The organism is Micromonospora sp. DT68, from assembly GCF_049847245.1.
Taxonomy (GTDB): Bacteria; Actinomycetota; Actinomycetes; order Mycobacteriales; family Micromonosporaceae; genus Micromonospora; species Micromonospora profundi.
In genome coordinates this window covers 105396-119551 of the sequence record NZ_JBNCNZ010000015.1, presented here as the reverse complement: position 1 = coordinate 119551, position 14156 = coordinate 105396, and the positions used below count along the sequence as shown (strand labels likewise).

Below are 14156 nucleotides of genomic sequence, written 5' to 3'. Positions count from 1 at the left end.
GCCGGCGCGGTAAAGGAACTCGTCGGCCGGCGTACTCATATGTCAGTCCGTGTTTGCCACCCAGGTGGACGGCAAACCCGCCACCTCTCGGGACCTTGAATCAGAGCGTCGAACGACATCACGCTAACAGCGCACCGTTGCTCGCACTGACGTTTCGTCGTTCCCTTACAGTTGCGTCGGGGTCAGGCCGCATTGTTAGGTAAGTCTTGCCTTACCTGGTGGGCGGCCCTGTGTGCGGTTGACCGGCCTGATTGCCGGGTCGCGGAAAGGAGAGGAAGTTCGGCGGACCCCGCAATTACTCAACGGCGCCTTTCGGCTTCTCAGCGCTTCTGCGAATCGCTTCGAAGCATCGACTGACTCGCACCGTTCGCGAGCAGACGGTCCAGCGAGCCGAGTCGTCAATGCGCTCTTTGATGCACTCGCACGCAGTCCCAACATCGATTACTTCCTTGAGTGATCGAGCTGCTACATCGCCGTCCAGGCCGTGAACGACAAGATCTTCGGACCGGCGTGACGACTTCTGCACCTCTACTGGCACTTGCTGCGCTGCTGCCGGCACACCGGGTGCGATCGGCCGTGCTGCGGAGGTCCATCTGCTGAAGATCAACGTGCCGCCGTACCCGGAGCGGGACGACACGGCCAGCGAGCTGGAGGGCCCAACTGCCGGGGCGCGTGGCGCGGCTGAAGTCGCGTTATCTCTCTCGGGGAGCGGGGGCGCGCCCCCGCTCCCTGAGGCCCGGAGGAGGCGTTACTCAGGTCTTCGAAGCGAACGGGCGGTGCTCAGGCCGCAGGGGTGTTCAGGACGTACTCGCGGGAGGCGTGGACCTCGGCGCGCAGGGTGGGCAGGTCGACGTCAAGGACCTGGCCGTTCCACTTGCGGGGAGTGCCGTTGATGAGGACGACGCTGATGTTGCGGGCGTCGGAGCCGAGCACGACGGTGCCGACGGCATCGTTGAGCGGCATGTTGTTGAGGTCCTCGGCCTGGATGACCACCAGGTCGGCCTTCTTGCCCGGGGTGAGTGAGCCGGTGACGCCAGCCAGGCCGTTGGTGCGGGCGCCCTGAAGGGTGGCGAAGTCCAGGACGTCGCGGGTGGTGATCCGCTCCGGCTGCTGCTCGGTGCCGTGGACGGCGTTGACCGCGCGCATCCGCTGGATGGCGTGCAGGGCCCGCATCTGCGTGAACATGTCGCTGACCAGCGCCACCTCCACATCGATGCTCAACCCGGGGCGCACACCGACGGCCAGGGCCTCGTCGATCGCGGGGATCGCGGTCTCCAGCCCGATCTGAGCATCCGAGGTCGGGGCCAGGGCGACCGTCGTGCCGCTTGCCCCGATCGCCTTCCACGCCTCGCCGGTGAGGCCAGTGGCGTGGATGAGGGTGAGATCCGGGCCGAGGATGCCGTCTTTCGCCCAGTTCAGGATGGCCGCCGAGGAGGAGCTGCCGAAGACGGCATCGACGCTCACCCCGATGCCCAGATCCTTGGCCGTGCGGGCGAGTTCGGGTCCGTGGGCGAGGGCGGGCCCGGCGATCTCGTCAGTGGCCAGGGCGGCCAGGCGCAGGGTCAGCAGCTGGTCGTCGCTGGCGAAGCACGTGTCCCTGAGGCGTGCCAGGTCGCCGGGCCACTGCTTGTCCCAGTCACCGAAGTGCGGGCCCATGGAGGCGTGCACCCCGCGGATGCCGGTGTCGATGAGGGCCTGGACGGCGGCGTCGGAGTGCTCGGGAGTGCGGGAGTTGTGGGAGAAGTCGAGCATGGTCGTGATGCCGCTGTCGATCGCGGTCAGGGCGGCCAGCTTGGTGCCGACGTACATGTCGTGGGGCCGGTAGACGGTGGCGTAACCGGCGAGGGTGGACATCACGTAGGCACCGAGGTCGTCAACGTCCGGCATGATCCGGCGCAGCTGGGTCTCCCAGGCGTGCCGGTGCGTGTCGACGAAGCCAGGGGTGAGGATCGTGCCCGCCGCGTTGACGACCACCGCGCCGTCCTGGCTCAGGCCGGTACCGATCGCGGTGATCGTTTCGCCCTCGACGAGCAGGTCGGCGTCGTGCAGGACACCGAGGTCGGGGTCCATGGTGACGATGGTCGCCCCGGTGAACAGGATGCGCCGCTGCGGGTCGGCGGACCGCTGCTGAAGCTGTTCGAGCACGGCAAGACTGGTGGTGTCGGAGGAAGACAAAGGGAAAGTCCTATTCATCAGGCCGGGGCGGGGCCGCGCCGGGTGGGTGATGCCATCAGCCTCCGCCCACCCGGCAACGGCAACCAGGCCGCCGTTTGCCCAGGTGCGGCGCACCCAGGCTCGCCATCGCCCTGCGACACCACGACGCGCAGGAAACGGTCGCTGCCGTCGCACGGCACCTCGGCGCTGGCCATTCCACACCTCATCGCTATGACGAAGCCGTAGTCATCGACACCCACACGTTGCCGACCACTGACGATCCCGTGTCGCCCGACATTCACTCCGGATAGGTGACGGTCGGGACCGCGAGCTCCCGGCGAAGCACCGGGGCGACCTCGGTGGCGAGCCGCTCGACGGACTTGAGGATCTGCGCCTGGGGCATTCCGCCGAAGCCGACGTGCAGGAGCAACCGGCTGATGCCGTACACCTCGTGGTAGGCCGCGACCTTGTCGATCACCTCTTGGGCGCTGCCGACGACGAGGGCGCCCTGCGGACCGGTGAAGGCGTTGAACTTCTCCGGGCTGAGTACGAATCCCTCGCCCCGCTTGTGGTTGTTGTCCCGGAAGCCGGCGGTGAAGTGCGGGTACATCGTCCGCCGCGCCTCCGCGCTGGTCCGGCCGACGTGACCCTGCACGCCCAGCCCGACCCGCAGGGTGGCTGGATCGCGCCCGGCCCGCTCGGCCGCCAGCCGGTAGAGGTCGACGATGCGGGAGTGGCTGCCAACGGTGCCGAGCAGGACCCCGAGCATCACGGGCAGCCCTCGGGCGCCGGTCTCGACGGCGGAGGTCGGCGTGCCACCCACGCCGACCCAGATCGGCAGCTCCTTCTGAAGGGACCGGGGCGCGATGTCGGCCTCGCGCAGCGGCGGGCGGAAGCGCCCGTCCGACCAGGTGAGCGGGTTCGTCTCGCGGATCCGCAGCAGCAGGTCGAGCTTCTCCCGGAACAGTTCCGCGTAGTCGGCGAGGTCGTAGCCGAAGAGCGGAAAGGACTCGGTGTACGACCCGCGCCCGGCGATGATCTCGGCGCGGCCGCTGGAGAGCAGGTCGAGGGTGGCGAACTGCTCCCAGACGCGGACCGGGTCGTCGGAGCTGAGCACCGTGACAGCGCTGGTCAGACGGATCCGTCTGGTGCGTTGCGCCATCGCGGCCAGCACCATCGGTGGCGCCGTCGCCACGAAATCCGAGCGGTGGTGCTCGCCGACGCCGATGACGTCCAGGCCCGCCTGGTCGGCGACCTCGGCGAGTTCGATGACGTGACGCAGGTGCTGGTGCGGGTCGGGAAGCTGGCCGGTGGCCGGGTCGGCGGTGAGTTCGCCGAAGGTGATCAGGCCGATCTCAAACGACATCGTCGGCCTCCTCTCTGGTCTGCCGTGCGGGCGCCGGTGGGATCGGGAAGTTGCGGTTGAAGACGTTGTCCGGGTCGTACGTGGCCTTGATGGCGCGCAACCGGCTGAGGGTTGGCTCGGGCCAGGCGTCGAGCAGCCGCTCCGGATCGGTGTCGGACTCGAAGCTGAGGTACATGCCGTCGAGGTGCGGGCGCAGGTCGGCCCAGAGCTTGTCGAGTTGGGGCCCGCGGTCCGCGACGGTGGCGGCGAGCACCGAGAAGTTCTGCTCCCGGTGCGGATAGGCGGTCGCGTCCCGGTCGACGTCGTTGACGGCGCCGCCCACGGACCGGAACTGCATGATCATCACGTCGCCGGAGCGGATCATTGCCGCCATGGCATCCGCCGCCTCCGGGGTGACGTGGTGCAACAGCCCGCTGTGCGTGTCGCTCAGACCCTGCCCGCGATGCTGGTTGCCGGGCGGCGCGACGATCGCCGGATACGGCGCTAGCTGGGCGTGCTGGTCGAGGATCGGGCCGATCTCCAGGAACGGGCCGAGGGCCGCCTGCGCCGCCTCGACGTCGTCATTGGCGTGCACGAGGGTCACCTGGGCCATCGGCGGGCTGCCCCGGCGGCCGGGAAACAGGCTGAGAAAACTGCTGATCTCCCGCGGCGCGTCCTCGACGAGCCGCCCCCAGCGACGGAGCACGCCGGCGGCGTCGCTCGCGTCGACAGTGAGCTGCGCGAAGACGACATCGCCGACCTCGTACGCCTCCAGTTCCAGTGCGGTGACCACGCCGAAGTTGCCGCCGGCGCCGCGGATCGCCCAGAACAGGTCGGGGTGGTGCTCGGCGTCAGCCCGGACCAGTGTGGCGTCCGCCGTGACGATCTCGGCGGCGACGACGTGGTCGATGGTCAGCCCGTACCTGCGGACGAGGTACCCGATGCCGGCGGTGGTCGCGAGGCCGCCGACGCCGACGTCGCCGTAGTCACCCGAGCTCATCGCCAGGCCGTACGGGGCGAGCGCCTGGGCGACGTGCCCCCAGCGGGCACCCGTCTCCAGCCGGATCCGGCGGGTGGCCCGGTCGAGCACCTCCACCTTGTTCATCCCCGACATGTCGATCACGATCCCGCCGTCGTTCGTCGACCGGCCGCTGATGCCGTGGCCGCCGCTGCGCACCGACAGCGGTACGTCCTGCGTCCGCCCGTACGCCACCGCATCCACCACGTCAGCGGCGTTGGCCGGGCGGATCACCAGGGCTGGCGCACCCTGCCGGATGTAGCTGTGGCGCACACGCTCGTACTGCGGGTCGCCGGGCTCAACGGCCTTGGCGGCCAGGGACTCGGGCAGTGCGTCGTAGTCGACGCCGGGCTGGCGTCTGGCGAGGGCGACGGCCGACCGGACCGGTCCCGGTTCGGTGTGATGTCCCGTGCGCTCCTTGGCGACGGCCTCGCGCAGCGCGGGGGCGATCTCCTGCCCGAAGGTCTGGATGAGTAGTGGGTCGTCGCGGCCGATCAGGAAGGAGCTGAACCCCTCTTCGAGGACCAGCGGAAGGAGTTGGTCGACCCACTGCTCGGGTGGACCCTGGAGGAAGCCACGGTTGTGCGACGACGCGCTGACCTGGAACAGGTTGAGCAGTCGCCGGATCTCGCGTGGATCCCGGCCCGCCTCGACCGCCGCCTCGTCGATGAGCCGGTTGGCGGTGACCCGGTCCGGCGACCGGAGGTACTCCAGGGTCGGCAGCCAGCCGTCGGCCTTCTGGCCGGTCAGTTTCAGCATCTTCGGCTGGTAGGCGCCGAGCCAGATGCCGATGTCGTGCGCCGGTGTCGGGCCGCGCTGCATGCCGGGGATCGGATAGTACGTCCCGTCGCGGCGCAGCGGCTCCGACGTGTCTTCCCATACGCCACGCAGGACGTCGATCGCTTCGCGCAGCGCCGCGACGCCCTGGCCGGCGGTCAGTCGGCGCCCACCCATGCCCTCGATCCCGTCCCAGAAGGCGCCGGCGCCGAGGCCGAGTTCGAACCGGCCGTGGGAGAGCCGGTCCAGGCTCGCCGCGGCGCGGGCCAGGACTGCGGGCGGACGCAGCGGCAGGTTCAGGACGTTTGCGGAGACGCGGAGCCGCTCGGTGCGGGCGGCCACCCAGCTGAGCAGGGTCCACGTGTCGAGGAAGTCCGGGTTGTACGGGTGGTCCTGGAAGGTGGCGAGATCCAGCCCTGCTGCCTCGGTCAGCTCGGCCAGCGCCATCACCTGGTCGGGATCCCGGGCGCTGGGCGTCAGGAACGTCCCGAACAGAAGTTCATGGCCGTAATCAGGCATTTCCCATCCGATCCTCGATGACTGTTGTGGGACACATCGTTTGCCCGACGCATCTTATGCTGCACAACATATCCTCGAAGTGGCGCATTCCCCTCGACATGGGCCGCCACGGCCATGGTCTGACGGGACAAACAGTGTTTGATCAACACATCGGCTGTTAGCATCGGGGGATGCCTGACGCCGGTGACGACTGCGAGCTGGCAGCCGACCGCCGACGTGGTTCGAACTTCGGCTGGTCCCTGGGAATGGTGCTGCGCCGCTGGCATGACCACGTCGAGGAGGCGTTGAAGGACCTGCCGCACGGCAGCCGCGGCTACCACATCCTGGCCGTGGTCGTCCACGAAGAGGTGCCCACGCAGGGCGCTCTGGCGGCCCGCCTGGTGATCGACCGCAGCGTCCTGACCTACGTCATCGACGATCTGGAGAACGCCGGTCTCATCGAGCGGCAGTTGGACCCACGGGACCGGCGCGCCCGTCGGATCGTGGCCACCGAACGCGGACGCCAGGCACTCGTCGAGGCCGAACGTCGGGTGGCCCACGCCGAGGACCAGGTGTTGGGCGGACTGCCCGAGGACCAGCGGGACGCTTTCCGCGACTTCGCCGAGCGCGCCGCCGAGGCCATCCACACCGCCGCACCGGGGACAGACCCCTGCGCGGCGGTGACCAGCGTCCTACCTCCGGCGCAGCAGCCCGCCTCCTGACGTCACACCGCCCGGCCGATGGGCACCGCCGCCCAGGCGCGGCGGTGGCTGGGCGCGGCGGTGACGGAACGCCGAACGTCGGCAGGTGCGTCCCGCCGACCGGCGGATGTCCTACGGCTTGCGGGCCAGGAGACCGACGAAGGTGTGGTAGGTGTCGGTCTGGAGGGGAGCGGCAGCGTCCGGCTCCGGACGCCACTCGGCCAGCGGCACCAGCCCCGGCTCCAGCACCGTCAGGCCGTCGGCGAAGGCGAGGATCTCCTCGTCGGTGCGCCAGCGGCCGGTGCCCAGCGACTCGTTGAAGACCCGCTCGACCTCGCGGGCCTTCCGGGAGCCTTCCGGGTCGCGCTCACCCGGGTCACGGAAGTGCGAGATCGCCACGTAACTGCCGGAGGGAAGCGCGTCGATCAACGCCGCCGCGATCGCTCGCGGGTCCTCGTCGTCACCGACGTGGTGCAGGATCGCGAAGAGCAGCAACCCGACCGGCCTGTCGAAATCGAGGAACCGACGTACGTCGGGATCGTCGAGGATCTGCTGCGGCGACCGGACGTCCGCCTGGATCACCGTCGCGGTGCCCTCGGCGGCGAGCAGCGCACGCCCGTGCGCCAGGACGATCGGGTCATTGTCCACATACACCACCCGTGCCTTCGGGTTGTGCTCGATGGCGACCTCGTGGACGTTGCCCTGGGTGGGCAGCCCCGATCCGATGTCGAGGAACTGGTCGATGCCCGCCTCGGTGACGAGGAAGCGGATCACCCGACGCAGGAAGGCCCGGTTCGCCTGACCGGCCGCCGGACCGTCCGGAGTGATCCGTAGAGCGTGCTCGGCGACCTTCCGGTCGGCCTCGAAGTTGTCCTTGCCGCCCAGGAAGAAGTCATAGACCCTGGCCACGCTGGGGATGTTCGGGTCGATGCCGGGCGGTGCCGCCTCGTCGCGGGTCACAGACGTCTCCATTCAGAACGGATCAGCGCCGGCCGGAATCTGCTGACGACTCCGGCGTTGCGGCGAGTGTAGCGATAGGGAAGGTTGGATTTCCGCCCCGACTGGTACCGCTCCCAGCGAACCCGCCCGTCACCAGCACATTCATCGCGCCGATGTACTACATCCGGCGCTCAGTGTCCTTCAGATACCGCAGGACCGCCGTCACCCGCCGGTCGGCCCGGTCGTCCGGTGCGAGGCCGAGCTTGGCGAAGATGCTGCGGATGTGCTTGTGCACGGCCCCTTCGGTGACGAACAGCCGCTCCGCGATAGCCGTGTTGCCCAGCCCTTCCGCCATCAGGGTGAGCACGTCGCGTTCCCGTGCGCTGAGCCGGCTCAGGGTGCTGTCGAAGCGGCTGCGGGCGAACAGTTGGGCGACCACCTCCGGGTCGATGGCCGTGCCGCCCCCGGCGACACGATGCAGCGCGCCGAGGAACTCCTCGACCCGACCCACCCGCTCCTTGAGCAGGTAGCCGAGCCGTACCGCGCCCTCGGCCAGAAGGTCGGTGGCGAACGCCTGCTCCACGTACGCCGAAAGGACGAGCACCGCGAGGTCGGGGTTGCGGCGGCGGGCCTCGACGGCTGCCACGATGCCCTCGTCGGTGTGGGTGGGCGGCATCCGGACGTCGACGATCGCCACGTCGGGTCGGAATTCGTCCACAGCGGACAAGAACGTGTCCGGTGAGTCGGTGGTGGCGACCACGTCGAGCCCTTCGGCCCGCAGCAGCAGGGCCAGCCCTTCCCGCAGCAGGGCGTCGTCCTCGGCTATCACGATCCGCACGGCAGCTCCACGATTATCGTTGTCGGCCCACCGGGTGGGCTGGTCAGTGTGAACCGGCCGTCATGGGCTCCGACCCGCCGGCGGATGCCGCCGATCCCCGAGCCGTGGCCCTCGTCGGCACCGCCACGGCCATCATCGGACACCGACAGGCGCAGCCGGCCGGCGCTGAGGCCGACAGTGACCGCCGCCTCGCTGGCACCGCTGTGCCGGGCCACGTTAGTCAGCGCCTCCGCCACCACGAAGTACGCCGTCGCCTCGACCGACGCGGCGCATCGGCCCGGCAGGTCGACCTCCACGGTGCACGGCACGGCGGAGCCGGCAGCCAGGCCGTGCAGCGCACCGGCGAGCCCACGATCGTCGAGCACCGGCGGCAGGATCCCGCGCGCCACGGTACGGAGTTCCGCGAGCGCCAACTCGGCGGCGTCCTGCGCCCGGTCCAGTACCTCCGCCAGCTGCGCCGGGTCACGGGCCAGCGCGCGTCGTGCCGCGCCGAGCAGCACGGTGACCGCGACCAGCCGGTTCTGTGCCCCGTCGTGCAGGGAACGCTCGATGCGGCGCAGCTCGACCGCGTGCGCGTCGAGCGCGCCCGCGCGGGTGGCGGTCAGCTCGGCGATGCGCAGCGACATGTCGACGTCGCGCGGCGGTGCCAGCAACCGTCGTCCCGGCAGCGCCTGGAGGTTGGCCATCCGCGGACCGAGCGCGACGGCCACGGCGAGCCAACCGACGCCGATCAACGCGACGACGAGCGCGTCGAGCAGCCCGTCGATCCTCCAGTAGATGAAGCCGGGGCCGCCCATGTCGGGGGGCAGCATCCAGAAGTACAGGGGGAACACGAAATTCTGTACGGCGGTGAGCGGCAGCGACAGCCCCACAGCGCCCAGCACGAACCCGAACGTGCCATGGGTGGCCACGAACGCGCACTCGCGGCGCACCCACGGGTCGCGCAGGGCGGCGCGCAGTCCGGTGGGAACCGGAGGCGGCATGGGCAGGTCGAACGCCCACCGCGACAGTCTGGCGCGTTCCCGGTCGGCGGCCCAGCGCACGACCTTCAACACCGACGGGACCACCACCAGACCGACGCCGACCACGCACGCGAGCGCCACCACTGACAACAGCAGGAACGCCGTCAGCGCCAGGATCGACGTACCGAGGCCGCCGACGAGGTGCTCGAGAGCGTCGACAGATATCCGTACGCGCTCCCGGAGGTATTGGCGCACCGTGTGCCCGCGCTCCGGTCGGGCCGGCCCCCGCACTGTGGCGCCGGCGTCTTCGCCCTGCATGTGCGCACCTCCCCGGCAGACGATAGGCGACCGAATGCGGATCCGGCCTCGTCGGAGCGCGTTAGTACAGCCTGCTGTACCTCGGTTGGCCCGGTGGCTGGATCGTCGTTGATTGGTCTTCGGCATAGCGTTGCCACCATCAACCACCACTGAGGGAGTAGTCATGACAGACCACAACCGCACCGCCGCTGCCGCGACCGCCGGCACGTCCGACAGCGCGGACCAACGCAAGCTGCTGCGTCCCGTGCTGTGGCTGGTGTTGATCGTCAGCGCCGTCATCAACGGGTCCATGTCGATCGCGGGTCAGAACCTCTTCGTCAGCGGCGGGTTCGGACTGATCGCCCTGGCCGCCGCTGTCGGGCTCGTCGTGCATCACTACCGGCACCGCACGTAGGCCCGAAGGTGCGTGAGCAGGCACAACACCATCGTCAGCCGTCGACGGACGGCCTCCCCGAGGGGCAGTTGATGTCGTCACATCCGCGGTGCGGTGACGCTCGGCTGCCTCTACCATCCCGGCATGACGGTGCCGTCAGAGACGCTTCCCCTCGCTTCCGATTTCCCTGCCGCCACGCGTGAGCAGTGGCAACGGTTGGCGCTGGGGGTGCTGCGCAAAGCCGGCCTTGCCGGTGAGGACACCCCGGCCGACGCGGTCGAGGATCTGTTGGCCCACCACGGCTACGACGACGTGACGTTGGCGCCGCTGTACACGGCCGAGGATCCGACGCCGATGCCCGGGCCCCCGGGGCTGTTTCCGTACACCAGGGGTGCCCGGGCGGCCGGCGCGGTGCCGGCCGGGTGGGACATCCGGCAGCGGCACGCCGACCCGGACCCGAAGGTCACCGCCGAGGCCGTCGGCGCGGACCTGGAGAACGGTGCCACCTCCCTGTGGCTGGTGCTCGGCGGGGACGGCATGTCGCCGGCCGGGTTGCCGACCGCGCTGGACGGTGTCTACCTGGACCTGGCCGGGGTCGTGCTGGACGCCGGTGCCGCCGCCGTCGAGGCGGTGCCGGAGTGGTTCGCGTTGCTCAACCAGCGGCAGGTGCCGCCGGCCGAGGTGCGCGGCAACCTCGGTGTGGACCCGCTCGGGTGGCGGGCGCGCACCGGGCAGCGGTGGGAGGGCCCGGTGGACGAGTGGGCCCGCGCCTGCGCCGCCGAGTTCCCGGGGCTGCGTGCGCTGACTGTCGACGCGACGGCCTTCCACGACGCGGGTGCCTCCGACGCGCAGGAACTCGGCTGCGCCATCGCGACCGGCGTCGCCTACCTGCGGGATCTCACAACGGCGGGGCTGGGCGTGCCGGCCGCGTTCGGCCAGCTGGAGTTCCGGTACGCGGCCACCGCCGACCAGTTCGCCACTATCGCGAAGCTGCGGGCGGCCCGCCGGCTGTGGGCACGGGTGGCACAGGTGAGCGGCGTGCCGGAGCACGGCGCGCAACGCCAGCACGCTGTCACCTCCACGGCCATGATGACCGCCCGCGATCCGTGGGTGAACATGCTGCGTACCACGCTTGCCTGCTTCGCCGCAGGCGTGGGTGGCGCAGACGCCGTGACAGTGCAGCCGTTCGACCACTGCCTGGGACTGCCGGACGGCTTCGCCCGCCGGATCGCCCGCAACACCCAGTCGCTGCTGCTGGAGGAGGCGAACGTCGGTCGGGTGATCGACCCGGCCGGCGGCTCGTGGTACGTCGAGCGGTACACCGAGGAGTTGGCGCGGGCAGCGTGGACGTGGTTCACCGAGATCGAGCGGGCCGGCGGGATGGCTGCGGCGCTGGACAGCGGCCTGGTCGCCGATCGGCTGGCCGCGACCTGGCAGCGTCGGGCCGACAACCTGGCGCATCGCCGGGATCCGCTGACCGGGGTCAGCGAGTTTCCCCACCTGGGGGAGCGGTTGCCGGCCCGCCGGCCCGCGCCGGCGCCGCCGGGTGGCGGGTTGCCCCGACACCGGTACGCGCAGGCGTACGAGTCGCTGCGGGACCGGGCGGACGCCCACACGGCGGCCACGGAAGCGCGGCCCACTGTCTTCCTCGCCACGCTGGGGCCAGCGGCCGCGCACAACGCCCGCGCCGGGTTCGCCGCCAACCTCTTCGCCGCCGGTGGGATCGCGACCGTCCGGCCGCCGGTCGGAACCGACGATCCGGCCCGTCTGGCCGCCGAGTTCACCGCCAGCGGCGCCCGCGTGGCGTGCCTGTGCTCTACCGACCGGCTGTACGCGCAGTCGGCGGAGGCGGTGGCGCAGGCGTTGATCGACGCGGGCGCGGACCGGGTGTGGCTCGCCGGCAAACCGGCCGACCACTCCGGCGTGCACGGCTACCTGTACGCGGGCTGCGACGTGGTCGCGGTGCTGGAGACGACGCTTGACGACCTGGGGGTGGCGTGATGGGCGTGGGGATTCCCGACTTCTCCGAGGTCGAGCTGGGCGGGCCGGCCACCGCTGCCGACGCCGATCTGGGCCGGTGGCGGGACGCGGTGCGCGCCGAGACCGGCGGTGACCCGCAGGCGCTGACCTGGCAGACGCCTGAGGGCATCGACGTCGCCCCGCTGCACACGGCTGCCGACCGGGACGGGCTGGACTTCCTCGGCACGTTCCCGGGCATCGCGCCGTACCTGCGTGGCCCGTACCCCACCATGTACACCACGCAGCCGTGGACAGTCCGCCAGTACGCGGGATTCTCCACCGCGCAGGAGTCGAACGCGTTCTACCGGCGCAACCTGGCCGCCGGTCAGAAGGGGTTGTCGGTCGCCTTCGACCTGCCGACCCACCGCGGCTACGACTCCGACCACCCGCGGGTCGCCGGGGACGTGGGCATGGCCGGGGTGGCGATCGACTCCATCTACGACATGCGGCAGCTCTTCGACGGCATCCCACTGGACCGGATGAGCGTGTCGATGACCATGAACGGCGCCGTGCTGCCGGTGCTGGCGCTGTACATCGTGGCGGCCGAGGAGCAGGGGGTGGCGCCGGAGCAGCTCTCCGGCACCATCCAGAACGACATCCTCAAGGAGTTCATGGTCCGCAACACCTACATCTATCCGCCGCAGCCGTCGATGCGGATCATCTCCGACATCTTCGCCTTCACCTCGGAGCGGATGCCCCGGTTCAACTCGATCTCCATCTCCGGCTACCACATCCAGGAAGCCGGGGCGACCGCCGACCTGGAGCTCGCGTACACACTCGCCGACGGCGTGGAGTACCTGCGGGCGGGGCGGGACGCCGGCTTGGACATCGACGCGTTCGCGCCCCGGCTGTCGTTCTTCTGGGCGATCGGGATGAACTTCTTCATGGAGGTGGCGAAGCTGCGGGCGGCGCGGCTGCTGTGGGCCCGTCTGGTGCGCGACTTCCAGCCGAAGAACCCGAAGTCGTTGAGCCTGCGGGCGCACTGCCAGACCTCCGGCTGGTCGCTCACCGCCCAGGACGTGTTCAACAACGTGGTCCGCACCTGCGTCGAGGCGATGGCCGCCACGCAGGGGCACACCCAGTCCCTGCACACGAACGCGCTGGACGAGGCGCTGGCGTTGCCTACCGACTTCTCCGCGCGTATCGCCCGCAACACCCAGCTGGTGCTCCAGCAGGAGTCCGGCACCACGCGGGTCATCGACCCGTGGGGCGGCAGCGCCTACGTGGAGCGGCTCACCCACGATCTGGCCGCCCGCGCCTGGAAGCACATCCAGGAGGTGGAGGCTGCCGGTGGGATGGCCCAGGCCATCGACGAGGGCATCCCCAAGCTGCGGATCGAGGAGGCCGCCGCGCGTACGCAGGCGCGTATCGACTCCGGCCGGCAGCCGGTGATCGGGGTCAACAAGTACCGTCCGGACGCCGACGAGCCGATCGACGTACTCAAGGTCGACAACCGGTCGGTACGCGCGCAGCAGGTGGAGAAGCTGCGCCGGCTGCGCGCGGAGCGCGACGAGCAGACCTGCGTGGCGGCCCTGGACGCGTTGACCCGGGCGGCAGGTGCCGCGCTCGACGGCACGCGGGGGCCGGGTCTGGAGGGCAACCTGCTCGCCCTGGCGGTGGACGCCGCGCGCGCGAAGGCAACGGTGGGGGAGATCTCCGACGCGTTGGAGAAGGTGTACGGGCGGCACGCCGCGCAGATCCGTACCATCTCCGGCGTGTACCGGGACGAGGCCGGCGCTGTCTCGGCCATCGAGAGCGTCCGCGCCGCCACTGCGGAGTTCGCCGTCGCCGAGGGCCGCCAGCCGCGCATCCTGGTGGCCAAGATGGGCCAGGACGGCCACGACCGGGGTCAGAAGGTGATCGCCACGGCGTTCGCCGACCTGGGCTTCGACGTCGACGTGGGTCCGCTGTTCCAGACCCCCGCCGAGGTGGCCCGTCAGGCGGTCGAGGCCGACGTGCACATCGTCGGGGTGTCCAGCCTCGCCGCCGGGCACCTCACGCTCGTGCCGGCGCTGCGCGATGAACTGGCAGCGCTCGACCGCGACGACATCATGATCATCGTTGGTGGCGTGATCCCGCCGCAGGACTTCGACGCGTTGCGGGCGGCCGGCGCGGCGGCGATCTTCCCGCCCGGCACCGTGATCGCCGAGGCGGCCCGGGAGCTGCTCACCGAGCTGTCCCGGCGGCTCGGCCACCCGGACGCGTGAGCGGCGC

10 protein-coding genes are annotated in these 14156 nt (G+C 70.5%); 4 read left to right on the top strand and 6 right to left on the bottom strand.

The window, feature by feature from the left end; all coding sequences use genetic code 11:
* Positions 1-780 precede the first annotated feature (780 nt).
* The 3 genes from ACPXB1_RS24025 to ACPXB1_RS24015 form a co-directional block, all read right to left on the bottom strand.
* Positions 781-2175 (bottom strand): amidohydrolase family protein, encoded by a 1395-nt coding sequence (locus tag ACPXB1_RS24025; protein ID WP_425735804.1) that lies wholly within the window; start codon positions 2173-2175, stop codon positions 781-783.
* A gap of 277 nt (positions 2176-2452) precedes the next feature.
* On the bottom strand, positions 2453-3520 hold the full coding sequence (locus ACPXB1_RS24020) for an LLM class flavin-dependent oxidoreductase (RefSeq protein ID WP_425735803.1): 1068 nt from the start codon (positions 3518-3520) through the stop codon (positions 2453-2455).
* On the bottom strand, positions 3510-5813 hold the full coding sequence (locus tag ACPXB1_RS24015; protein ID WP_425735802.1) for an LLM class flavin-dependent oxidoreductase: 2304 nt from the start codon (positions 5811-5813) through the stop codon (positions 3510-3512). The genes ACPXB1_RS24020 and ACPXB1_RS24015 overlap by 11 nt, the downstream gene beginning before the upstream one ends.
* Before the next feature lie 170 nt (positions 5814-5983).
* Here ACPXB1_RS24015 and ACPXB1_RS24010 point away from each other — a divergent pair, with 170 nt between their 5' ends.
* On the top strand, positions 5984-6514 hold the full coding sequence (locus tag ACPXB1_RS24010; protein ID WP_355593357.1) for a MarR family winged helix-turn-helix transcriptional regulator: 531 nt from the start codon (positions 5984-5986) through the stop codon (positions 6512-6514).
* A 111-nt stretch (positions 6515-6625) separates the two neighbouring features.
* Here ACPXB1_RS24010 and ACPXB1_RS24005 read toward each other — a convergent pair whose 3' ends face one another.
* From ACPXB1_RS24005 to ACPXB1_RS23995, 3 genes are all read right to left on the bottom strand, one after another.
* Positions 6626-7453: an SAM-dependent methyltransferase gene (locus ACPXB1_RS24005; RefSeq protein WP_355593359.1), complete on the bottom strand. Its 828-nt coding sequence runs from the start codon at positions 7451-7453 to the stop codon at positions 6626-6628.
* A 157-nt stretch (positions 7454-7610) separates the two neighbouring features.
* Positions 7611-8270, bottom strand: a complete 660-nt coding sequence (locus ACPXB1_RS24000; protein WP_355593361.1) for a response regulator transcription factor — start codon at positions 8268-8270, stop codon at positions 7611-7613.
* Entirely contained in the window at positions 8258-9550 is a 1293-nt protein-coding gene (locus ACPXB1_RS23995) for a sensor histidine kinase (protein ID WP_355593363.1), read from the bottom strand. The genes ACPXB1_RS24000 and ACPXB1_RS23995 overlap by 13 nt, the downstream gene beginning before the upstream one ends.
* 163 nt (positions 9551-9713) lie before the next feature.
* Between ACPXB1_RS23995 and ACPXB1_RS23990 the strand changes: the two genes are divergently transcribed.
* From ACPXB1_RS23990 to scpA, 3 genes are all read left to right on the top strand, one after another.
* Positions 9714-9944: a hypothetical protein gene (locus ACPXB1_RS23990; RefSeq protein ID WP_355593365.1), complete on the top strand. Its 231-nt coding sequence runs from the start codon at positions 9714-9716 to the stop codon at positions 9942-9944.
* Positions 9945-10067: 123 nt separating this feature from the next.
* Positions 10068-11924 (top strand): methylmalonyl-CoA mutase family protein, encoded by a 1857-nt coding sequence (locus tag ACPXB1_RS23985; protein ID WP_425735801.1) that lies wholly within the window; start codon positions 10068-10070, stop codon positions 11922-11924.
* Entirely contained in the window at positions 11924-14149 is a 2226-nt protein-coding gene (gene scpA, locus ACPXB1_RS23980) for a methylmalonyl-CoA mutase (protein ID WP_355593369.1), read from the top strand. The genes ACPXB1_RS23985 and scpA overlap by 1 nt, the downstream gene beginning before the upstream one ends.
* The last annotated feature ends 7 nt before the right edge of the window (positions 14150-14156 follow it).

Excerpts from the sequence above, each read along its gene's own strand:
- scpA (WP_355593369.1), top strand. The coding sequence starts at position 11,924 with ATGGGCGTGGGGATTCCCGACTTCTCCGAGGTCGAGCTGGGCGGGCCG.
- ACPXB1_RS24015 (WP_425735802.1), bottom strand. The coding sequence starts at position 5,813 with ATGCCTGATTACGGCCATGAACTTCTGTTCGGGACGTTCCTGACGCCC.
- ACPXB1_RS24010 (WP_355593357.1), top strand. The coding sequence starts at position 5,984 with ATGCCTGACGCCGGTGACGACTGCGAGCTGGCAGCCGACCGCCGACGT.
- ACPXB1_RS23985 (WP_425735801.1), top strand. The coding sequence starts at position 10,068 with ATGACGGTGCCGTCAGAGACGCTTCCCCTCGCTTCCGATTTCCCTGCC.
- ACPXB1_RS24020 (WP_425735803.1), bottom strand. The coding sequence starts at position 3,520 with ATGTCGTTTGAGATCGGCCTGATCACCTTCGGCGAACTCACCGCCGAC.
- ACPXB1_RS23990 (WP_355593365.1), top strand. The coding sequence starts at position 9,714 with ATGACAGACCACAACCGCACCGCCGCTGCCGCGACCGCCGGCACGTCC.
- ACPXB1_RS23995 (WP_355593363.1), bottom strand. The coding sequence starts at position 9,550 with ATGCAGGGCGAAGACGCCGGCGCCACAGTGCGGGGGCCGGCCCGACCG.